Origin of the sequence: Corynebacterium callunae DSM 20147 (genome assembly GCF_000344785.1) — a bacterium.
GTDB classification, from domain to species: domain Bacteria; phylum Actinomycetota; class Actinomycetes; order Mycobacteriales; family Mycobacteriaceae; genus Corynebacterium; species Corynebacterium callunae.
Window position 1 is genome coordinate 1156752 of sequence record NC_020506.1, and the last position, 22148, is coordinate 1178899.

A 22148-nucleotide genomic window follows, 5' to 3' on the forward strand; every position below is an offset into this window, starting at 1 on the left:
TTCCCGCTGGCGCTAAATTTCTTTAGCTGCCTGACGGAAATCGATATCTTCCTTAGACTCCACAACCTTGGAAAGCTTGCGAGCAGTTTCAAACTCGTCCAGGATTTCCTGCTGTGGTTCTTTGGTTGCCATGGTAACCACAACCATCACTACTGCTGCAGCGATGAAGCCCGGGACGATCTCGTAGAGGGTATCGCTCAGTGGGGACATACCCCATCCGATAGCCACCACAGCACCGGTGATCATGCCGGAAATGGCACCAGGAGCATTTAGGCGCTTCCAATAAAGCATGGCCAAAATAATCGGACCGAAGGCAGAACCGAAGCCAGCCCAGGCAAAGCCAACCAGACCCAAAATGGAATCCGAAGGATTAACGGCCATCAGTCCTGCAACAATCGCCAAGACGATAACGGTTGCGCGAGAAAGCGTAATCAGCGTCTTTTCGCTCAAGTCATCCTTCTTCACAGCCTTGAGCAGATCCTCAATGAGGGAAGAAGCGGTAACTAACAGCTGGGAAGACATAGTGGACATAATCGCTGCCAAAACGGCGGTGAGAATCAAACCAGCAATCAGTGGGTGGAAGAGCACATTTGCCAGATCCAAGAAGATGGACTCATAGGATTCAGTATCGGTGACGGTGTGCTCTGGATGCTGCGCAAAGTACACAGTAGAAATCAGTGCGGTAAAGGTGGCACCAAACAGGCACAAAATCATCCAGGAAATACCAATGCGACGGCCTTGCTTAGCTTCCGCAGGGGAGCGCAACGCCATAAAACGCACGACGATATGCGGCTGGCCGAAGTAACCCAAGCCCCAGGCCAGGTTGCCCACAATCGCTGCAAAAGAAACTCCAGAGATCAGTGAGAAGTAGGTGGGGTTACCAATGCCATCGGTATATGGGCCGTAATCATTAGATGCCGCGAAGCTCCAAATATCGGCTGGATTGGCCAGCGCAAAGTAGGCAAAAAGCGGCACGATAATTAGCGAGAAGAACATGATTGTGCCCTGGACAGCGTCGGTATAAGACACCGCCAAGAAACCACCGATAAAGGTGTATAGCACGGTTACACCAGCGACCACTGCCATGCCTACCCAATAATCGCCACCGAAGGTGGATTCCCAGTACACGCCACCAGCAACCATGCCGGAGGAAATATAGAAGGTGAAGAAGATAATGATGATCAGTGCTGCCACGATGCGCAAAGTGCGGGACTTATCGCGGAGGCGGCTTTCAAAGAAGGACGGTAAGGTAATGGAATCGCCAGACACTTCAGTATAAGAGCGCAGACGCGGGGCAACCCACATCCAGTTAGCCCAAGCGCCGATGGTCAGACCAATTGCAATCCACAGTTCTGACATACCTGTGACATACAGCGCGCCGGGTAGACCCATAAGTAGCCAACCAGACATATCCGAAGCGCCAGCAGACATTGCAGCTACAAAGGGATTAAGCCCACGGCCTGCCAGCATGTAGTCGTCGTATTTCTCAGTCTTGCGGTAACTCCAATATCCGATGAGCACCATGACCAACATGTATATAATGATGGCGATGATGAACCAGGTGTTATCACTCACGAGGTTCTCCTTGTAGTTGAGGGGGCAAACTCGGCAGTTCTTATTTTTAATAAGAAGCTGTGAACTAAAACACTAACTCACAGCTAAGCCATATAGCAGCCCTAAGACTAAATCACCCCCTAGTGGGCGCAGGTTATTTGGTGCCACCAATGCAGGTGCGGGGAAAGATTAGGGGGCTTTTCGACGCAAAATCTTTTGCTAATCCCTTGCTATGCAAAAGAACACGGTAGGCTAGTGTAGTTGTCCGCCGCTTTCGCACATGGATACGAGAAACTGTCCCCAAACTGGTAGAAAAGAACTCATGACGTCTCACCTGCTTCACGGTCTCTGGATCAAGGATCGCGGACTGCAACTATGGATTGAGCAGGTCGACGGGCACCGGATTGTGCTCCCGGAGGCCGTATCACCAGGCACTTTTCCGCCTGTGGTTGACCAGATTCTGCAAGATAAAACCTTCCGCGCGCGTATGAATGTGCACCTGCGTACGCCCAAAGGCAGACACGTGGAGCTACCTACACCTACCGCAGCTTTTACTCCTGAAGAAGCGGTTATGGTTTTTTCCCAGCTCAGTTTCCTCAAAGCTGAAACCCCAGCTGCCACCCGGGCCCAACGGGAATCAATAGCCCCAGATTTATGGTGGTTAATTTCCATGTACCAAGGCCTGGCGCGATTTGTGCAAGCCGGTCGAGTAACTCTGCGCACCGTCATGATGGATAATTCGTGGTGGCCCCAGTGGCAGCTTTCTGCCAGCCTCTCTGAACGAGGTTGGCTAGCTGAAATGAACCACGCGGCCCCAGGAATTTTGCTTAAAAATGGTGGACGGGATCTCGCTGACACCATGGCTAATGAGCTGCCACATTGGATTGCCAATGCAATTTTGCGCGATTATCGCGATGAAGTATTGCCCTATCCACGCCATGAGTTCTTAGATTCTTTGCTGTTTAATCATCCTTTGCGCAAGGGATCCACGGTTTTAACACATGCGCTAAACCAGTGGAAAAACACCATCACCTCATCCACTTTGCAATTGGTGATTCTGGTGGAAGAACCACCTGCAGATTCCGATTATGAGGACCCCATGGATTCGGTCTGGCCAGTGCGCTTGATGGTGCGCACTGGAGTGGACGCCCCACAGCCAATCCAAAAAGGCGCAATCGATAGTGGCGGAATGGAGCAGCTACGCAACCAATTTGAAACCGCCAAGACCGTAACCTTTTTGCTTGATCCAGCGCGTGATGATGCCATGCTGGCGCATTCGGTTGACATTGTGCAAAAAGGCGATTGGGATATCTTCCTCACCACCGCCGAAATTGTGGATTTTATTACCCATGATGTAGCCAAATTGCGCAAGGCTGGCATTCCCGTCATGCTGCCAAAGGCGTGGAGCACTTATGAAACGCGGGCCCAGGTGGAAGCCCGCACCCCAGGCGACCCTGCTGATTCCTCTACCAAGGCCATTATTGGTTTAGACCAGCTGGTGGAATATAACTGGCGCATTAGCGTCGGTGATATTCAGCTTTCCGATGAGGAAATGCGCGAATTGGTGGAATCCAAATCAGGACTTATCCGCCTGCGCGGTGACTGGGTCATGGCCGACCAAGATGCTTTGCGACGCATCACTGGCTATATGGATGAACTTGCCAAATCCTCCCAAAAGCGCGCTCGTGCTGAGATGGAAAAAGTGGCGATGGAAGCCAAACTTGCTGAAGCAGCAGGGGAGGAAGGCTGGCAATTATTGGCTGCCAAGGCTGAACAATTGCGCAAAGACTTTAATGAGAAATTCTCCGGTGAAGGCCAAGGCGAAGTTACCCTGGCTGAGCTGCGTGAAATTGCGCTTAAAGCAGCCGAAAATGAGCCGGTCGAATTCACCGGTTCGCAGTGGTACAACTCTCTCCTTGGTGGTACTGAAACTCCAGCGCCAACCCGTGTAGACATTCCTGAGACAGTGCATGCTGATTTGCGTGAATATCAGCGTCGCGGCGTGGACTGGCTGTATTGGATGTCGGAAAACAATCTCGGAGCTGTGCTTGCCGATGACATGGGCTTGGGTAAAACCCTGCAGCTATTGGCACTTCTAGCCGTCGAAAGGCACGAACACCCAGCCGACATTAAAGGCCCCACCCTGGTGGTATGCCCGACTTCGGTGGTGGGAAACTGGGCTGCTGAAGCACAGAAATTTGTGCCTAGCCTCAAGGTTGTTATGCACCATGGGCCGCAGCGTCTTGGTGATGAAGAGTTCTTAGCAAAAGCCCGGGCAGCTGACCTTATTGTTACCTCTTATGGCGTGGTATCTCGTGACTTTAAGCTACTGGGAGAGGTAGGTTTTGACCGTGTAGTGCTAGATGAAGCGCAGGCGATTAAGAATTCTTCCACCAGGGTGTCCAAAACTGTGCGATCTTTGCCTTCCAGGCACCGCGTGGCATTGACTGGTACGCCAGTGGAAAACCGACTTTCAGAGATGCGTTCCATCCTGGATTTCTGCAACCCCGGAGTACTGGGTTCCGCATCATTTTTCCGCAATCACTTTGCCAAGGCGATTGAACGCGAACAAGATTCCGATATGACAGAGCGTTTGCGCCAGCTCACAGCACCCTTTATCTTGCGACGCCTCAAAACTGATCCTTCGATTATTGATGATCTGCCGGAGAAATCAGAGAAGATTATCCGCGTTGATATGACCACCGAACAAGCCTCAATTTATAAGGCCTTGGTGGAAGATGTGCAAAAGCAGCTAGACCAGCGTGAAGGAATGTCGCGCAAGGGTTTGGTGCTGGCAACCATTACCCGCATTAAGCAGATCTGTAACCACCCAGCGCACTTCTTGGGTGACGGTTCCGCTATCACCATTAAGGGAAGGCACCGTTCTGGCAAGGTTGAGGCCTTGATGAAGCTCATTGATGACGCTGTCAAAGAAGAGCGCCGCATGCTGATCTTCACCCAATACACCGCCTTTGGGCGTATTTTGGCCCCATATCTTTCCGACCGCTCGGGTACTAATATTCCATTCCTCCACGGTGGTGTTACCAAACCGGGGCGTGACCGCATGGTGGCAGAATTCCAAGCTCCAGATGGTCCACCTGCAATGATTTTGTCGCTTAAAGCAGGTGGTACCGGCCTTAACCTCACCGCGGCTTCTATCGTGGTGCACATGGACCGGTGGTGGAATCCGGCGGTGGAAAACCAGGCGACAGACCGCGCCTTCCGCATCGGCCAGCAAAACAATGTTGATGTTTATAAAATGATCACCGCCGGAACCATGGAAGAATCTATCCAGGACATTCTCGACGGAAAAATGCATTTGGCCAGCGCCATTGTTGGTGAAGGTGAAGGCTGGATTACCGAGCTGAATCCTGAAGAATTGGCGATGCTCATGAGCTACCGGGAAAAGGAGGGCGCAGATGAGTGACTTTAAGATGTCCTCCGACAAGCCACGCCGCGTCACAATGGACAACGTTATTTATGCCAACTTTGGCAATAAACAACGTGTGTCCACTCCAGAAGATCGCGCCGAGGTTGTTACCCGATATCGGGGCAAACAATTTAGCCCTACGGGCCAGCGCACCGTTGAGTTGACCTTAAAAAATGCAGACAATGGACGCCAAACCCGTGGTGAGCAGTACTACCGCAATGGCAATGTCACTGGACTTAATGTGCTGGAAGGCCGCGTGGAGTGCACTGTGGCAGGTTCCCAAAATGAACCCTTCACCGTGACATTAACCTTCCCTTATCGCAGCTCAGCAAAGTTGCGCGAAGCCTATGCCTCTATTGCAGATACCACCAATGGCCTGCGTTTGGTAAGAGATGGTCACTTGACTGCCTCCATGTTGGACCACCTAGTGGGCAATAGTGATGAATCAATCTACTTTGATTGCACCTGCCCCGACCGCTCATTGGTATGCAAACACGCAGTAGCCAGTGCCTACTATGTTGCGGAGAAAATGACAGCCAATCCAGCATTAGTGCTGGACATGCGTGGTCAAGGAATGGCTGGCCTGGAAGCACTGATTCGCACCTATCACACCAAAGTGGAGGAAGAGCCGGAGGATAATCAAAGTTTTTGGGAGGGTAAAGAGCTCCCAGATCTTCCCGATCCGAAGATTGCACCTGCTATCGATGATTCCGATATCAACTATTTGCACAAGGCTTTGCGCTTGGTCTCGTATACCTCGCTTGAGCAATTGCGGGCTGTAAGTGACATTGAAGATATGTATGAAATCTTGGTGAGCAATCATCCAGATAATCGGGCAAAATTCAGCGAAGAAGAAGCCCCAGAATAACTAGCTGCAGCCCAAAATTGGGAGCTTGGGCTGCACTTTTAGTACCCTCTTTCCGATGCGGGTGTCCCCGGTGTCCCAGCTTGATGATGAAATGGCAGTCATGACAACACAGATAAAATTCCTTCATTCTTCTGATTTGCAAATTGGCATGACACGCTGGTTTTTATCCGATGAAGCACAGGCACGTTTTGATGATGACCGGATTCGAGCAATTGAAAAAATGGGGGAGGTTGCGCGCGCACAACAATGCGAATTTATAGTTCTTGCAGGCGATGTTTTTGAGCAAAACTCCCTGGAACAGCGCACCAGTGGCAGAGCTTTGGAAGCCTTGCGCTCATTAAAGATGCCTGTCTTTTTGCTGCCCGGAAATCACGATCCACTGACGGCAGATTCTCTCTTTTACCGCGCGGAAGCAATTGAGGGAGTGACTGTGCTGGCTGATAACACCATCCATGAACTTCGCCCTGGAGTAGAAATTGTGGGTGCCCCATTGCTTAATAAAACCGCAGCGACTGACCTCGTGGCTCAAATGCTTGACACCTTGGAACCCACAACAGCGATTAGAATTGCCGTTGGGCACGGGCAGGCTGAAGCTCGCACCACCGATCATCGTGCTGATCTGATTGATCTTGGCAACGTTGAAGACAAATTGCGTGATGGCACCATTGATTATTTAGCACTTGGGGATACTCACTCCGCACAACCTGTTGGTACTTCCGGCAAAATGTGGTTCTCTGGTGCCCCTGAAACAACAGACTTTCATGATCTTGACCCTGAGAAGACTGGCGGTGAGGTCAACTCTGGAAAAGTCCTGGTTGTTGAGGTCTCCAAGGGCGAGGTTGCCGTTGAAGAGGTGGAAATTGGGAAGTGGACTTTCCATGCTTTATCCCGCGAGATTTCTTCCAGCGCTGATGCTGAGGAGTTTTTAGAAACCCTGCGTGCCTATCCAGATAAATCACGCACTGTCATTAAGTACGGGTTGCAGGGCACCATCTCCTTGGAAATCAACCGCCAGCTTGAAGAAGGTCTTGCGTCTTTAGAGGATGTTTTTGCCTCCCTCAAACCGCGTGAACGCACCACAGATCTGGTTTTAGAACCAGGAGCTGAGGAAATCGACCAAATGGCGCTGAGCGGTTATGCCGCAGAAGTAGCGCTTGAGCTGGTGGATGCGGTGAGCCAAAATCCGGGTTCAGAAGTAGACCGTGATGCCCTTAACCTATTGTTCCGTTTGAGCAGGGAGTCTTAAAAATAATGCGTATTCATGCCCTCACCATTGAAAACTTCCGTGCAATCGAGCACCTCAAACTCCACGACATTCCAGATACCGGTGTGGTGGTTATTCACGGCGATAATGAAAAAGGCAAGTCCTCTATTTTGGAGGCAATTCAGATCGTCTTAAAAGAAAAGCACAAGGCTAAAAACAAATTCACCAAGCCAATTCAACCGGTGGACCGAGATGTGCCGGTTAAAATTACCTTGGACTTCTCAGTAGGTCCCTACCGCCTAGTCATTGCCAAAACCTTCCTTAAAACTCCCTCATCCGAGTTGGAGATTATTTCTCCGCAGCGCGCAAACTACCGCGGTGAAGAAGCAGACTCCCAGCTAGATCAAATCCTTGACGCTCATTTAGATAAGACACTGCTCAACACGCTTTTGATGAAGCAGGATGAGGTTAATGAGGGGATTAATGCCGTCGGCATTCCTTCCTTAACGAGCGCGCTAAACACCCAAAACGGTGGCGCCGCTGATGCTCAAGAAGATACTGCCTTGATGCAGGCGGTTGAAGATGAGTATCTGCGTTATTTCACCAAGAAGGGTCAGCAGTCCACCCGCTTTAAAGCTTTTGTTAACGAGGTAGCGCAGCTTAAAGAAGAGGTAGCCATTGCACAGGGTGCAGTATCAACCTTGGCTGAGCAGGTAGCACGGGTGGAACGTTTGGAAGCAGATCGCACCGCAGCCAAACTCAAACTGCCTGCTGCAACAGAAGAAAAGGCCGAACGTTTAGCAGAGCTGCAGGCTGCTCAAAAAGTTCAAGCCCAGGCAGAAGAAATTGCCGCCCGTCTATTGCAAGCCACAACAAATGTGGAACAAGCCAAGAAAGCCCAGGCAGATCGCACAAACCTGCAGGAAAAACGGGCGCGAGCTACCGCTGAGCTGGAAAAACTTAGCCCACAATTAGCAGATGCTGAAGCCGCGGCAGAAAAAGAAGCATCCGCTCTTGCCGAGCTCCAAGAAACGCTTGGGCAAGTGCGCGAGGCAGAGACTGCAGCCATCGCAGCCGTGCGGGCAGCTCGCAAAAAGGTCACCGCCAAGGCTCAAGGTGAACGCCGGGACGAGCTAAAAGCGCTGCTGGAAAAAGTGGATGAGCTAGATGCACAATTGCTGCACTTGCGTACCACTGCGCACGGCACCAAAACCTTTAGCAGTGCAGATATTGATGCATTACAAAAGGCAACCTCTGAGGTAGCTGCGTATACCACCTTGGCCAAATCTCGCAGCGGCAGCATTTCTTTGCAAGCCACAAATCCGCTTGAGATTAGCGTTGATCAAAAAACCATCGCTGTTGATGCCAACGGTCAAGAACTTGAATTGGATAAAGAGACCTCCATTGTGGTCGGAGATCTCACGCTAATTATCAACCCTGGCGCAGCAATTGCAGAACGCCATGCAGAATTGGAATCTGCCGAAGCCACACTTGCAGAACTCCTTGACCGCCTGGAGGTTGAGAACATTGAACAACTGCGCCAGCTGTTTAATGAGCAAGAAAAGCGCGCCGCGGAGATTGAATCCCTTAATAATCAACGCCTAGCGCTCGTTGGCAGTCTAGATATTTCCAGCGTACGGGCCGAATTAGAGGCACTGAGCAATGACGAGGAACTAGAAGATCTAGAAATTTCTCTGGAACAAGCGAAGGCAGATTTAGAAGCTGCTGAGACTCTCCGCGAAGAAGCAGGGGAGAACCTCAAAGTTGCCAATGCGGCGCTCGATGGTGTGCGTTCCCAGCCCGCAGACAAAGCATTGGTTATTCTCAAGACCAAGATTGAGGCTTTAGAAAATAACGTTGCAGCGGTTACTAAGGAATTGGAACTTGCCACGCAGGCGCAAAGTGATGAGGATATTGCGGAAAAGCTGGAACAAGCAGCGCAATCTCTTAAGACAGTGACCGAAGAGCAGGAAGAGATTAATCGGCGCTTGGCTCTTAATGATCCAGAGACCGCACAGCTGCTTTTTGCTGGTGCAGAGGCCAATGTTGCTTCTTATAACGAGACCATTAGTAATGCCACCACAGAGTTGGTGCGTTTGGAAGGCCACATTTCGGTGGCAGCTGGCGCTAATGAACGTTTTGATAAGGCGACTGCTGCATTGGAGGCTGCGGAGCATCGCCTGGATTCTGAACAGCGTCGCGCCTTGGCCGCACAGCGTTTACATGATGTGATGGTTAATCACCGTGAGCAATCTCGCCGACGATATGCCGCTCCTTTTGCAGAGAAACTATCGAGGCTGGCAGCACGCGTTTTCGGGGAGGAGACGGAATTCAATTTGAATGAGGATCTCTCCATCGGAAGTAGGTCTATCGGTACACGCACGGTTGATTTGGGCAATCTTTCCGGCGGTGCGCAGGAGCAATTGGCTATTTTGACTCGTTTTGCTATTGCGGATTTGGTGGCAGAAGCTGGTGATAACACCGCAGTGCCAGTGTTTATTGATGATGCTCTCGGGAGCACCGACCCTGGCCGTCTGACCAAGATTTCTACGCTTTTTGGGGATGTCGCCCGCGAAAACCAGGTCTTTGTACTCACCTGTGTACCGGAGCGTTATAACTATGTTGCTCCAAAAACCATGCTTAGTATCGATAGCTTAAAAGCCCTTTAAAAGCGCGCTTTTCGACGAAAAAACCGCTGGTTTCCATATGAATGGAAACCAGCGGTTTTTAAAAGATCTTTAGAACTTAAGCCTGCTTGATTGCGGAGCCGTCGATCTCGATCTTGATCTTCTCGGAGACAAGAACGCCACCGGTGGAAAGAGGAGCCTGGAAGTCAACGCCGAAGTCCTTGCGGTTGATCTCGGTGGTTGCTTCGAAGCCAAGACGAACGTTGCCGAATGGATCCTCAGCAACGCCACCGACCTCAACGTCAAGGGTGACGGACTTGGTGGTGTCACGAATGGTCAGGTCGCCGGTAACGGTGCCTTCGGAATCGTTCTTGATGACGAAGGAGGTAGCCTCGAAGGTCATTTCTGGGAACTTATCAACTGCGAAGAAGTCATCGCCCTTAACGTGAGCATCGCGGTCAGCGTTGCCGGTGGTAACGGAAGCGGTCTTGATAACAACCTTTGCGGAGGAGTTCTCAGGGTTGTCGCCATCAACGATGATGGAGTCGGTGAACTCGGTGAACTCACCGCGGACCTTGGTCACCATTGCGTGGCGAGCAACGAACTTGATTTCTGTGTGTGCAGGATCGAGGGCCCAGGTGCCGGAAAGAATGCTCATGTGTTTAATTCCTTAAAAAGAAGTGATGTGACTTACGTTTAAATGGTACCTACACGTTCAACGCTTCGCCGTCTGTGTGGTTCGTAAACTATCATAGCCCCATATGGTGACGTGTCAACAATAATCGCTAAAAAACTTGAAATGGAAACTAAATGCGCTGGTAGGAGTATGAATGAAATTCCTGAACAGCTAATCTCTTTAAGGCAAGTAAAGTGAACATCACTTTGTTTAAAGTGCTTTAAAGGTTAAAGTAGCTGACATGACAACACCACGATGGCTCAACGAAGAAGAGCAACAGCTCTGGCGAAAAATCCTCGCCTTTGTGCGCAAAATGGAGCGCACGCTCGATGAGACCCTCTTGGAAAACCATGAGCTCACCAGTTCTGAATATGCAGTGTTGGTAAGCCTCTCGGAAGCTAATGGTCACGAAATGCGATTGCGTGATATCTGTCAAGATCTTGACTGGGACCGCAGCCGCACCTCGCACCAAATTACCCGAATGGACAAAAAGGGTCTTGTTGCAAAAGTTAAATGCGCCGGCGATGCACGCGGTGTGATCGTAGAAATCACTCCAGAAGGGGAGCGACGCCTTAAAGATGCCGTTCCTGCTCATGTGGAAACGGTACGCAGCCTCATTTTCGACCCAATGCAAAAGGGTCAAATGGAGGTTTTAGACAAGTATTTTACTGAGGTGCTCAGCTCCCAAGCCTGCATCGATAAAGACGCTGAATCGAAAGTCGAGTAGTACCTTACCCCTAGGGGTGAGGGTGGCGTCGACAAGCATTTTTAGGGGTTTTTAGGCGGGTCATCCCTGATGACCGGGCGGGAAAAAGCGAGCACAATAGGTTGTAGTGAAGTTTTCACCCCCACCTAAAAGGAGCTGCTTAACATGTCTTTCCCTACTCAGTCTCGACGCCTTGCACGTAGTACTACCGACAAGTGGATTGGCGGTGTGGCCGGCGGATTGGCAGAAACCTATGGCTGGAACTCCAACTATGTGCGTCTGGCGTTTGCCGCGTCAATTCTTTTCCCGCTGCCTGGCTCACAGATTCTGATCTACGGCCTGGCCTGGTTGCTGATTCCATCCCGGGCAAAGATATAAAAAGTTCCCTCACTGTTCAAAATGTGAACTGTGAGGGAATTGCCGTTTATTTAGGACTTGCTAAAAGACCTAGACAAACGCTCGAGGCCTTCATTGTCATCGCCATAAAGCTCTTTCAAAGACCAGCTACGTTTTGGAGTGTGAATCTCCAAAAGGGCAGCGCTGCTCTGGAAAGTCGTTCGATCAAGCGCGTTCACGTCCTGGTGGTTAAGAGTAACCACAGACAAGGTGAAGCTGCCGGGGGAAATGAAGGGGATCATCACCTGGGATGCACCATTGTTAAAGTGAATCCGAGCGTCTGCACACAATTCCGCAAGTGGGGTATGTGCAGTAGCGGGGATGACAGGCGTTTGCGGATCAAAATCACGTATAGAGCCCAAATCTCCATTTAGAGCTTTGAAATAGACGATTGCGGTTAGCAGTCGAAGCTCAGTGGATCGCTTCGTTGAGACTTCTCGCAATTTCACGTTTTCCTTTCCCAACATTTTTAAAGCAGTGAAGTGACCAGGGGAGCTTCGCTAATGAGGGTTTAAATAGAAACCCGGGCACTTTTCTAAGTGTGCTCTCCGTTATTGAGCTGTGCTCTACCGCACGGTCGTTATTTATAGAACTTTAACTGAATTCCTAGAAAACGCGAGAAATATTTGAAAATGGTGATGAAAGCCACTATTTGATCACACTTTTCCCAGCTAAGAGAAGGTAAATTTCTAGGGGATCAAGAATATAAATAAAAGGTTAAAGGGGTAATTGTTGTTATTTCGTTACCGAAGTGGGGGTAGTAGGAAGGGGTCGGGCAACAATTACAGCGGTTTCTAGATTTTGCCGTGGCCTAGAAACTAAGAAAACCCCAGCACCTCAACTTGAAAATAAGTCAAAGTGATGGGATTTAAGAAGTGCCCCCGATAGGAGTCGAACCTACGACCTTCGGTACCGGAAACCGGTGCTCTATCCACTGAGCTACGGAGGCAACGCTACTTTCAACACAAAGTTCTAAGAACATCGCAAGAAAACAACGATGTGATTCTAACACCACGACCTTAGCGGTAGACAACTTAGGGCTGGCGGAATCTGGAGCTTGAGCGTCCAGCACCCAGCCAGCAACCGTCGCCGTTTTGTTCCTCATACTTCACAAAAACACTCAGAACGCCGTTTTGACCCCAAATTCGGCCCCGTATTCTGTGCTTAGCGTGTGGCTCGGCTAGAATTTTACCCCATGACACCAGCTGATCTCGCAACACTGATCAAGGAGACCGCGGTTGAGGTTTTGTCCTCCCGTGATCTCGATACTTCTGTTCTTCCAGAACAGGTCGTTGTGGAGCGTCCGCGAAACCCTGAGCATGGCGATTACGCGACCAACCTTGCTTTGCAGGTAGCTAAGAAGGTCGGCCAGAACCCACGGGATTTGGCAACCTGGTTGGCTGAAGCTTTGGCAGCTAATGATGCCATTGAATCAGCTGAAATTGCAGGTCCAGGCTTCCTTAATATCCGTTTGGCAGCGGCTGCGCAGGGTGAAATCGTAGCCAAGATTTTGCAGCAGGGGGAGAACTTCGGCCATTCCGATCACCTTTCCCACCTGGATGTAAACCTTGAGTTTGTTTCCGCGAACCCCACTGGACCAATTCACTTGGGTGGCACCCGCTGGGCTGCCGTTGGTGATTCTTTGGGTCGCGTTTTGGAAACATCAGGCGCAAAGGTAACCCGTGAGTACTACTTCAATGATCACGGTCGCCAGATTGACCGCTTCGCCATCTCTCTCATGGCAGCAGCAAAGGGCGAGCCAACTCCTGAAGACGGTTACGGCGGAGACTACATCCACGAAATCGCAGCTGCGATCGTCGAAAAGCACCCCAACGTGCTAGACCTCGACCCTGCTGAGACCCAGGAGCTTTTCCGCGCTGAAGGCGTGGAAATGATGTTTAAGCACATTAAGGATTCGCTGCATGAGTTCGGAACTGACTTTGATGTCTACTTCCATGAGAACTCCCTCTTTGAATCTGGTGCGGTAGAAAAGGCCGTTCAGACCCTTAAAGACAATGGCAACCTCTACGAAAATGAGGGCGCTTGGTGGCTGCGTTCCACTGACTTCGGTGATGATAAGGACCGCGTTGTCATCAAGTCCGATGGCGATGCAGCCTACATCGCTGGCGATATCGCCTATGTTGCAGATAAGTTCTCCCGTGGCCACAACCTCAACATTTATATGCTGGGCGCTGACCACCACGGTTATATCGCACGCCTGAAGGCCGCAGCTGCAGCACTGGGTTACCAGGCAGATGCCGTGGAAGTTCTCATTGGCCAGATGGTGAACTTGCTCCGCGACGGTGTTGCTGTTCGTATGTCCAAGCGTGCCGGCACCGTGGTTACCCTCGATGACCTGGTAGAAGCAATCGGCATCGATGCCGCTCGTTATGCCCTGATCCGTTCCTCTGTGGATTCTTCCTTGGATATCGATCTCGGCTTGTGGGAGTCCCAGTCCTCTGACAACCCGGTCTACTATGTGCAGTACGGACATGCTCGTTTGTGCTCCATCGCGCGTAAAGCAGAGACCTTGGGCATCACCTATGAGGGCGCCGATCTTTCCCTGCTTAGCCATGACCGCGAAGGCGACCTCATCCGTACCCTCGGAGAGTTCCCAGCTATCGTGCGTGCAGCTGCTGATCTGCGCGAGCCACACCGCGTTGCTCGTTATGCAGAGGAGTTGGCGGGAACCTTCCACCGTTTCTACGACGCTTGCCACATCCTGCCTAAGGCAGATGAGGAAGCAGCTCCAATTCACGCTGCCCGCCTGGCACTAGCAGCAGCTACCCGCCAGACTCTTGCCAACGCTTTGCGCCTTGTCGGTGTATCCGCCCCGGAGAAAATGTAAATGAGCAACGCCACTGAGAACATCGATTCAGCCACTCCTGTAGAGCGGTTTAATGAGCTCCCAGCCCACGTATGGCCTCGTAATGCGGTACGCCAAGAAGATGGGGTAGTAACCGTCGCAGGTGTTCCACTGCCAGATTTGGCCGAGGAATATGGCACGCCTTTATTTGTGGTGGATGAGGATGATTTCCGTTCTCGGTGTCGCGATATGGCTGCAGCTTTCGGCGGCCCAGACCATGTGCACTATGCGTCCAAGGCTTTTCTTACCAAGACCATTGCTCGTTGGGTAGATGAAGAGGGCCTGTCCCTCGATGTTGCGTCCCTCAATGAATTTGGTGTCGCTTTGGCAGCTGGTTTCCCAGCATCACGCATTACTGCACACGGCAACAACAAGTCCGTAGATTTCCTACGTGCCTTGGTGCAAAACGGTGTAGGGCATGTGGTGCTGGATTCAGCTCAAGAGCTTGAGCTTCTTGATTTTGTGGCTGCTGGTGAAGGCAAAGTGCAGGATGTTCTCATCCGCGTTAAGCCTGGCATTGAAGCACATACCCATGAATTTATTGCCACTAGCCATGAGGATCAGAAGTTCGGTTTCTCTCTAGCTTCAGGTTCTGCTTTTGCCGCGGCTCAGGCTGCCACCAAGGCGGAGAACTTGAACCTGGTTGGCTTGCACTGCCACGTTGGCTCTCAGGTCTTTGATGCAGAGGGCTTTAAGCTGGCTGCGCAGCGCGTGCTTGGCCTGTATGCACAGATCCACAGTGAGCTCAATGTGGCGCTGCCTGAGCTAGATCTCGGTGGCGGATACGGCATTGCCTATACCGCCAACGAGGAGCCACTTGATGTAGCAGCAGTTGCTGCTGATTTGTTGAGCGAGGTTGCCAAGGTTGCGGCCGAACTCGGCATCGCAGCTCCAACCGTGTTGGTCGAGCCAGGCCGTGCGATTGTGGGACCTTCCACAGTTACCGTTTATGAGGTGGGCACCATCAAGGACGTCCACGTTGACGATGATTCCACGCGCCGCTATATCGCCGTTGACGGTGGCATGTCGGATAATATTCGCCCAGCTCTGTATGGTTCCGAGTACGACGCTCGCATTGTCTCTCGCTTCAGCGAGGGCGACTCTGTGCCTACCCGCGTGGTCGGTTCCCACTGCGAATCCGGCGATATCCTCATTAATGATGAGCTCTATCCTGCAGATATAACCAGTGGCGATTTCCTCGCCCTGGCTGCAACCGGTGCTTATTGTTATGCGATGGCCTCTCGCTACAACGCCTTCACCCGCCCTGCGGTTGTTTCCGTGCGCGCCGGTAACACCCGTTTGATGCTGCGCCGCGAGACCCTCGACGACATCCTTTCCCTCGAGGTCTAAAAAGAAAACGCTTTTCGACGCCTCCCTCGCTGCCACTCATCGTAGGGCGGGGAAGTTGCCGAAAAGCGTTTCTTTTTATCTGTAGTGCTTAGCTGCTGCCGAAGGAGCTGCCACCAGCGCGCGGGGTATCGGTAGGGGCGCCACCGCTGTAAAGACGGAAAGTTCCGGATTTTCCATCGATACAATTTTGAAACGCGGTTCTTTCGGAAACTAGAAGCACATTGTCGCTTTGCTCTTCGAATGTTTTGACAAAATTCTTGAAGGCTTCGGAAGCATTTTCAAGTGCTTCATCGGGAAAAAGAGAATCGTTAAATTCTTCTAATTCAATTAATTCTCTTGCCTCTGCTTTTGTGATGACCCGATCTTCACCAAAGATTTGGCCACCTTCATCAATCAAAGTGCTCGGGTCGACCTTTGCAAATGCGTTAAACATCGAAAATAAATAAAGGGTTCCATCGATTTCACTTTCTGTCATGCCGTTCTTCAAAGCTTCGTCAGAGATGGATTGCCTTAGTTGGTAGAATTTTTCTTCCGTAGCGGAGTCTGTGCCAATTAGTCCAATCAGTTGGTCAATCTCATCAGCGGCTTCCGGCAATGCTGCCTTAAGGGCGTAGTTCAAAGAATTGGCTTGAGTTGTATAAAAAGCAAGAACATCTTTGTAATCCTGCTCAGTCATAGTATAAGTACAAACTTCACCTTCAACCTTGAGTTCATAGGCGTTTGCTGCTGGTGCACTGAAGCCGGCAATTCCGCAGGCAGCTGCGGCAACTAGAGCGATGGAAGCTTTCTTGCTTGATTCTCATATTAATCCCCTAAGTGAGAAGTGACAGGTTCGCAGGAAGAACTTCCTGATGTAGATATCTTTACCTGTGTAGCATATTTTCTAAAAGCCCCTATTTTTGGGGGCAGGAGATGGCATTTCATTCATGATTGATGCATGTACTCTGGGGGAAATGGCGTATTTTTAAGAAAGGCGTACCAGATTTTCCAATCTGGGAAGAAAAATTGCTATAAGTGTCTTAATATGTAGAAATGACTGTGAAAATCATAGCAATTGATGATCATCGAGTATCACTATTGGGCGTGAGCGCGCTCTTTGCAGGTGATAATCGTTGCGATTTGGTGGGAGCATTTTCTGAGGTTTCCATGGCGTATGATTTTCTTAAATCAGCACATGGTAGGGAAGTCTCCGTGGCACTGCTCGATTTGCGGCTGGGTGATGCCTCTGATCCATATGACAATGCAAGAAGTCTCCAAGAATTGGGCGTTAAGGTGCTGATTTTTTCTTCACTTGATCGTCCTTTCTTAATCCGCCGAGCTCTCCAGGCCGGGGTGCAAGGAGTTATTTCCAAGACAGCCTGTGATGAAGAGATTGTTCAAGCAATTTTGACGGTGCACAGCAGAGATACCTATGCCAATGCGGAATGGGCCAGTGCTATTGATTCTGATCCGCTATTGGGGGCGGTCGATCTTTCGCCGCGCCAATTAGAGGTACTTGAGCTTTATGCTTCTGGGGAATCTGCCAAGCGGGTAGCTCGGCTCACAAGCCTCTCAGCAGATACAGTGCAGGACTATATCAACCGGATTCGTCAGAAATATAGCATGGTAGGACGGCCAGCTAACTCCAAAATCGATTTATATTTGCGTGGGATAGAAGACGGTTATATTCCCGGCCCTTCTGATGTCTAAAAAACAGTTTTCACCAGATGATAAGGCCTCTGCTGAATTTTTTGATGCAGTGCCCAGACGTCAGTATGAGCTCATTGCTCCGCAGGTGCATGATTATTTAGAAGCGTCTGGAGAAGCTACAAATTCTTTGCGACGCATTGTTGCCTTTGGTGGAGGCCTTTCGTGGCTGCTGCTCTTGATAGAAGCAGGCATCTTGAGTTCGTTCAGTGTGGCGAATATCCTCCTCGGAGGCAGTGTTTTTATCGTGCTGGTGGTAGGCATTTTTAATTTTAAAAAAGCGCTTGTGCCGACGATGACTGCTGCTGGCGGCATCTTTATAGTTTTGGTGTTGCTGCATACTGTGCAAACAGTGATGTATGGGCACAGTAATTTAAGTGAGCTACGGCTGGGGGACTATGCGGCGTTGCCTGCCGCCATCTTTGTTGCCGCGCGCCCGCGGTGGACGTCGATAAGCATTAGTGTGCTGGGTGGATCGATGTTATCTGCAGCCTTTAATTACGGGTTTAATTGGGATTTTTCGCTGCTTGTTGAGATGACAAATGCAGTGGTGATCACGCTACCGCTGTGTTATGTGGTGATGAGGATGCTTAAAACTGCGCAGCAAATAGATCATGGCGCGCAGCAGACGATTAGAAATGCGGAAGTCTTGGCTACTCAAACTGCGCTGGTGGAGTTGGAAGCGCGGTTCTTATCCTTTATTCATGACAAAGTGTTGGCGCAATTAAATGCGATGCGGCGGGGAACTATCGCGATTAATGCAGAGACCATTGCGCAGTCATATTCCTTGGAGGATGTGCATTTGCTGCATCGTTTGCGCGCAGTTGATGGGGTGGTTTCTGAAATCCTAAATGCGGCAAGGGAAGAATATCCCGCTATTTCTGTAGAGGTTGATTTTCCAACCCGAGGTTTTGACATCCCTGCTGAAGCTGCCAGTGCGCTGGTTGATGCGATTCGACAGGCTGCAAAAAATATTGCGCTTCATGCACCTGGTGTATCGGCCGAATTAAGAATTAAGGCTAACTGGGAAACTGAAGCTCTCTTTGTGAAAATCAAGGATCATGGCAGCGGATTTGTTTTGGCAGATATTCCCTCACATCGCGCTGGGATTTCTTTAAGCATTTTGGGGCGCATAAATCAATTGGCCGGCGGCTTTGCAACGGTGACAACTGCACCCGGCCATGGGACCGAGGTAGATGTCCAATGGAAAGCGCTGCAGGATACAGAAAATAATCAATTGGATGAAATTCCCTCGATCTATCAAACGATGGGATATGCCGAACTTTATCGGCCACTACCTGCACTAATCGTATGGTTCTTGATCTTGGGTATCTCTTTGCTGGTTGATCACGCGCATCCTTGGTTTTGGATAGCCGGACTTGCAGCTGCAGCGATAACATTGGTGGTGTTGATTGAAGATGAAACCGCGCGCTTGTCGCTGCGCAACTCCATGCTGGTTGTACTCGGTATTTGGAGTTTTTATGCCTTGGCCATTTCATCCGGGGCAGAGGATATAAGCCGCTGGCCGGTGAATTGGTTTATTCCGAGCGCTACCTTGATGTGTGTGCTGTTGTCAGTACGATTCCAACCTCTAATGGGCTTGGGATCTTGGCTGGGGTGTGTCTTAATCGGCCAGGTTTTTAGTTCCTTTGGCTGGGCCTCTACCCAATTAATTTGGACTGCTTCATTGCCTTTAATTTTGGCGATTCTGCCCGGAGCTTTATTGCCCATGCTGGTTAGGAAGGTATCAGCAGGATTACCCTTGTTGATCACCACTGGCAGAATTCGTGCTGCGCGCCGGGCTCTATCGGCAGTGGAAAAAGAATTTATAGAAACCACCCGCACCTGGTTGGAGGAGCGCCTGGGATTTTTGCTGGTGCCTGGACTTAATGAAGCTGATCAAAAAACTGGCGCACTATTAATGGAACTGCGTTTAAGAGATGCTCTTAGATCACCGCTATTTGATCAGCCAGCGATAACTGCAGCAGTGTGGCAAGTTCGGAAGAGGGGAGTGCAGGTTAGCCTCTTAGATGACCTTTCCGGCAATGGTGGATCCCCGGTACAAGATGCACGTATTGATACGCTCCAAGAAAAACTTTTGAGAGCCTTGGATGAGCTAAAACAAGGCGATGCGATTACGGTACGAGTTTTCCCGCCGGGGCGATCTACTTTTGGATTGATGCGGATTACTAAAGCTGGTTCTGAGCAGGTGGAAGTAGAAAGGTTCTATTAAGTTTCCTTGCAGATCCACGTTTAGCTGTGGTTTTTCGTCGAAAAGCGCTTAGCTGCTGCCAAAACTGGAGCCACTGGCTGCCCGGGTTGACGGTACCTCGGGGGAGATGAAGATGCTTCCGGCCTCTCTATTTACACAGGCGATATATGGCGTGGCGATGGTTTGCAGGATTTTGGTGATAGAGCTGACGCGGGGCTCCACTAGCGTCCGGGCAGTTTCAGAAGTTAAAGCTGCAGTGATCTCCGCACCGGCATAAAAACTTTGGAGATCGGCAACCTGCTTCTCAGCCTTTTGCTGAGGAATGTTGCGACTGCCGGCCAAAGCTTGGGCATCAGTTGCTAACCAATTGGTGAAATATTCGTCCCACACAGCTGCAAAAATGACGTAGCTTGCTTCCCTAAAAGTAATTCCTTTGGCTTCCATAGCGTTGATGACACGTTCATAAGCTGCTGCATCACTTTCGCTAATACCAGTCAAAGAAAAGTCATTATTTCGAATCATGGAGCCACCAAGTGCTGTGATTGCGGTGGTGATATTGGCTTCCTGCTCTGGAAATTCCGCAATGAGTCGCTCAGAAGTGGAATCTTCCTGATGGAAATAGAAGTCTAGGCCCGCTAATTCAGCCTCAGAAAACGTGATAACGCAGGTGTTTTTATTTACTTCCACCTCAGCAGCACTCGCCAGCGGAGTGGCCAAAAGTGAAGAGCCGAGAATTGTGCAGGCAAGAAAAGAGCTGGCAATGGCGTGGATTCTCAAAGTGGAAGGTCCTTAAAAACTAATGTCGAATCTATATATTCCCAAGTGGACTTGGCCAGTGGGAAATTTAAGTGTTTCACTCAGAGATAAATTCGGAATAACGATGATATTAGTCCCAAGTTATCCAATATAAAAGATTAAAGCGGTAGTAAACCAGAGAGTGTAATTATACGGCCAATGGTTCTGGTATTACCTATCAGCATAAATGATCAATCTTTGGCTACTAATTGGTGGCGCTGAAATATCTTCCAAGCTTTCCGCGCTTAGATTTTCTGCTAGTGGGAAACTTGTTGGTAGCTAGTGGGTAAGTAGATGAATTGAAAGAGTGGAAATATCTCCCAAAAGTGAACAGCTTGGTCTATAGTGGCTTAGTATCCTTTTTCTCAGCGGCGATCCCACGTAGGGTGGCTATTTGAACTAGGACGATAAAGCTCGACCACGATTATTTTGGAGAATCATGACCTCAGCACCTGCCCCCAGCTTCAACCCCGGCAAGGGCCCCGGCTCACCAGTCGGTATTGCTCTTCTTGGATACGGAACCGTTGGCTCTGAGGTGATGCGTTTGATGACAGAATACGCAGATGAGCTGGCACACCGTATTGGCGGACCTTTGGTTCTTCGCGGTGTTGCCGTTTCTGATACCTCCAAGCCCCGCGAAGGTGTGGCACCTGAGCTGCTTACCGAAGATGCCTTTGCCCTAATTGAGCGCGAAGATGTCGACATTGTTGTTGAGGTTATCGGCGGAATCGATTACCCACGCCAGGTTGTGCTCGCCGCGTTGCGTGCTGGCAAGTCCGTGGTTACCGCCAACAAGGCTTTGGTAGCAGCACACTCTGCTGAGCTTGCAGATGCCGCTGAAGAATCCAACGTTGACCTCTACTTTGAAGCTGCCGTTGCTGCTGCTATCCCAGTAGTTGGACCACTGCGTCGTTCCCTTGCAGGCGATCAGATCCAGTCTGTCATGGGCATTGTTAATGGCACCACCAACTTCATTTTGGACGCAATGTACTCTACCGGCGCCGGCTATGAGGAGTCCCTTGCAGAGGCAACCCGTTTGGGTTATGCCGAGGCTGACCCAACCGCAGACGTTGAAGGCCATGACGCTGCTTCCAAGGCAGCCATCCTTGCTTCCCTTGCTTTCCACACTCGAGTTACCGCTGATGATGTGCATTGTGAAGGCATCACCAAGATCAGCGCTGCAGATATTGAAGCCGCCAAGCAAGCCGGCCACACCATTAAATTGCTTGCCATCTGTGAGAAAATTACCGATAAGGAAGGACGTCAGGCCATTTCTGCGCGCGTGCACCCCACCCTGCTTCCCACCTCTCACCCTTTGGCCTCCGTTAATAAATCCTTTAACGCCATCTTCGTAGAAGCAGAGGCCGCCGGACAGCTGATGTTCTACGGCAATGGTGCCGGTGGTGCGCCTACCGCCTCTGCTGTGCTTGGCGACGTCGTCGGTGCGGCCCGTAATAAGGTGCATGGTGGTCGTGCGCCCGGCGAGTCAACCTATGCAAATCTGCCTATTGCAGATTTTGGCGATACCCCAACCCGCTACCACCTCGACATGGAAGTGGAAGACCGCGTAGGTGTTTTGGCTGAATTGGCTAACCTCTTTGCAGAGCAGGGAATTTCACTGCGTACAATCCGACAGGAAGAGCACGAAAATGGTGCCCGCCTCATCGTGGTCACCCACGCCGCGTTGGAATCTGATCTCAGCCACACCGTTGATTTGCTCAAGGCTAAGCCGATTGTTAAGGCAATCAACAGTGTGATCCGCCTCGAAAGGGACTAGT

At 50.5% G+C, this 22148-nt stretch carries 16 protein-coding genes and 1 tRNA gene; 11 read left to right on the forward strand and 6 right to left on the reverse strand.

Annotated elements, in window-relative coordinates; genetic code table 11:
• Positions 1 to 12 precede the first annotated feature (12 nt).
• Entirely contained in the window at positions 13 to 1575 is a 1563-nt protein-coding gene (putP, locus tag H924_RS05500) for a sodium/proline symporter PutP (protein ID WP_015650972.1), read from the reverse strand.
• A 301-nt stretch (positions 1576 to 1876) separates the two neighbouring features.
• On the opposite strand from putP, the gene H924_RS05505 reads away from it, so the two are divergent.
• The 4 genes from H924_RS05505 to H924_RS05520 all read left to right on the forward strand — a co-directional run bounded on the left by H924_RS05505 (position 1877) and on the right by H924_RS05520 (position 9725).
• Positions 1877 to 4981 carry a DEAD/DEAH box helicase gene (locus tag H924_RS05505; RefSeq protein WP_015650973.1) on the forward strand — a complete coding sequence of 1035 codons (3105 nt, stop codon included), beginning with the start codon at positions 1877 to 1879 and terminating at the stop codon, positions 4979 to 4981.
• Positions 4974 to 5852, forward strand: a complete 879-nt coding sequence (locus H924_RS05510) for a hypothetical protein (RefSeq protein ID WP_015650974.1) — start codon at positions 4974 to 4976, stop codon at positions 5850 to 5852. The genes H924_RS05505 and H924_RS05510 overlap by 8 nt, the downstream gene beginning before the upstream one ends.
• 70 nt (positions 5853 to 5922) lie before the next feature.
• Positions 5923 to 7098 carry a metallophosphoesterase family protein gene (locus tag H924_RS05515; protein ID WP_015650975.1) on the forward strand — a complete coding sequence of 392 codons (1176 nt, stop codon included), beginning with the start codon at positions 5923 to 5925 and terminating at the stop codon, positions 7096 to 7098.
• Between the two features lie 5 nt (positions 7099 to 7103).
• On the forward strand, positions 7104 to 9725 hold the full coding sequence (locus H924_RS05520; RefSeq protein ID WP_015650976.1) for an AAA family ATPase: 2622 nt from the start codon (positions 7104 to 7106) through the stop codon (positions 9723 to 9725).
• Between the two features lie 76 nt (positions 9726 to 9801).
• On the opposite strand, the gene H924_RS05525 is transcribed toward H924_RS05520, so the two are convergent.
• On the reverse strand, positions 9802 to 10341 hold the full coding sequence (locus H924_RS05525) for a YceI family protein (protein ID WP_015650977.1): 540 nt from the start codon (positions 10339 to 10341) through the stop codon (positions 9802 to 9804).
• 259 nt (positions 10342 to 10600) lie between these two features.
• Between H924_RS05525 and H924_RS05530 the strand changes: the two genes are divergently transcribed.
• Both H924_RS05530 and H924_RS05535 read left to right on the forward strand, forming a co-directional pair.
• Positions 10601 to 11086, forward strand: coding sequence for a MarR family winged helix-turn-helix transcriptional regulator (locus H924_RS05530; protein ID WP_015650978.1), 486 nt, complete (start codon positions 10601 to 10603; stop codon positions 11084 to 11086).
• Between the two features lie 144 nt (positions 11087 to 11230).
• Entirely contained in the window at positions 11231 to 11443 is a 213-nt protein-coding gene (locus H924_RS05535) for a PspC domain-containing protein (RefSeq protein WP_015650979.1), read from the forward strand.
• Positions 11444 to 11493: 50 nt separating this feature from the next.
• On the opposite strand, the gene H924_RS05540 is transcribed toward H924_RS05535, so the two are convergent.
• Positions 11494 to 11910, reverse strand: coding sequence for a hypothetical protein (locus H924_RS05540; RefSeq protein WP_015650980.1), 417 nt, complete (start codon positions 11908 to 11910; stop codon positions 11494 to 11496).
• 427 nt (positions 11911 to 12337) lie between these two features.
• Positions 12338 to 12410, reverse strand: a tRNA-Arg gene (locus H924_RS05545).
• 246 nt (positions 12411 to 12656) lie between these two features.
• On the opposite strand from H924_RS05545, the gene argS reads away from it, so the two are divergent.
• Both argS and lysA read left to right on the forward strand, forming a co-directional pair.
• Entirely contained in the window at positions 12657 to 14309 is a 1653-nt protein-coding gene (argS, locus tag H924_RS05550) for an arginine--tRNA ligase (protein WP_015650981.1), read from the forward strand.
• Positions 14310 to 15677 carry a diaminopimelate decarboxylase gene (gene lysA / locus H924_RS05555; RefSeq protein ID WP_015650982.1) on the forward strand — a complete coding sequence of 456 codons (1368 nt, stop codon included), beginning with the start codon at positions 14310 to 14312 and terminating at the stop codon, positions 15675 to 15677.
• Positions 15678 to 15765: 88 nt separating this feature from the next.
• Here lysA and H924_RS05560 read toward each other — a convergent pair whose 3' ends face one another.
• Positions 15766 to 16353 carry a hypothetical protein gene (locus H924_RS05560; RefSeq protein WP_015650983.1) on the reverse strand — a complete coding sequence of 196 codons (588 nt, stop codon included), beginning with the start codon at positions 16351 to 16353 and terminating at the stop codon, positions 15766 to 15768.
• 356 nt (positions 16354 to 16709) lie between these two features.
• Here H924_RS05560 and H924_RS05565 point away from each other — a divergent pair, with 356 nt between their 5' ends.
• Positions 16710 to 17366 (forward strand): response regulator transcription factor, encoded by a 657-nt coding sequence (locus H924_RS05565; RefSeq protein ID WP_015650984.1) that lies wholly within the window; start codon positions 16710 to 16712, stop codon positions 17364 to 17366.
• Positions 17359 to 19596 carry a hypothetical protein gene (locus tag H924_RS05570; protein ID WP_015650985.1) on the forward strand — a complete coding sequence of 746 codons (2238 nt, stop codon included), beginning with the start codon at positions 17359 to 17361 and terminating at the stop codon, positions 19594 to 19596. Before H924_RS05565 ends, H924_RS05570 begins: the two co-directional genes overlap by 8 nt.
• Positions 19597 to 19644: 48 nt before the next feature.
• On the opposite strand, the gene H924_RS05575 is transcribed toward H924_RS05570, so the two are convergent.
• Complete coding sequence (locus H924_RS05575) at positions 19645 to 20352, reverse strand: hypothetical protein (protein ID WP_015650986.1); 708 nt, start codon at positions 20350 to 20352, stop codon at positions 19645 to 19647.
• A gap of 457 nt (positions 20353 to 20809) precedes the next feature.
• Here H924_RS05575 and H924_RS05580 point away from each other — a divergent pair, with 457 nt between their 5' ends.
• A complete protein-coding gene (locus tag H924_RS05580) occupies positions 20810 to 22147 on the forward strand; it encodes a homoserine dehydrogenase (protein WP_015650987.1) in 1338 nt (445 codons plus the stop codon).
• The last annotated feature ends 1 nt before the right edge of the window (position 22148 follow it).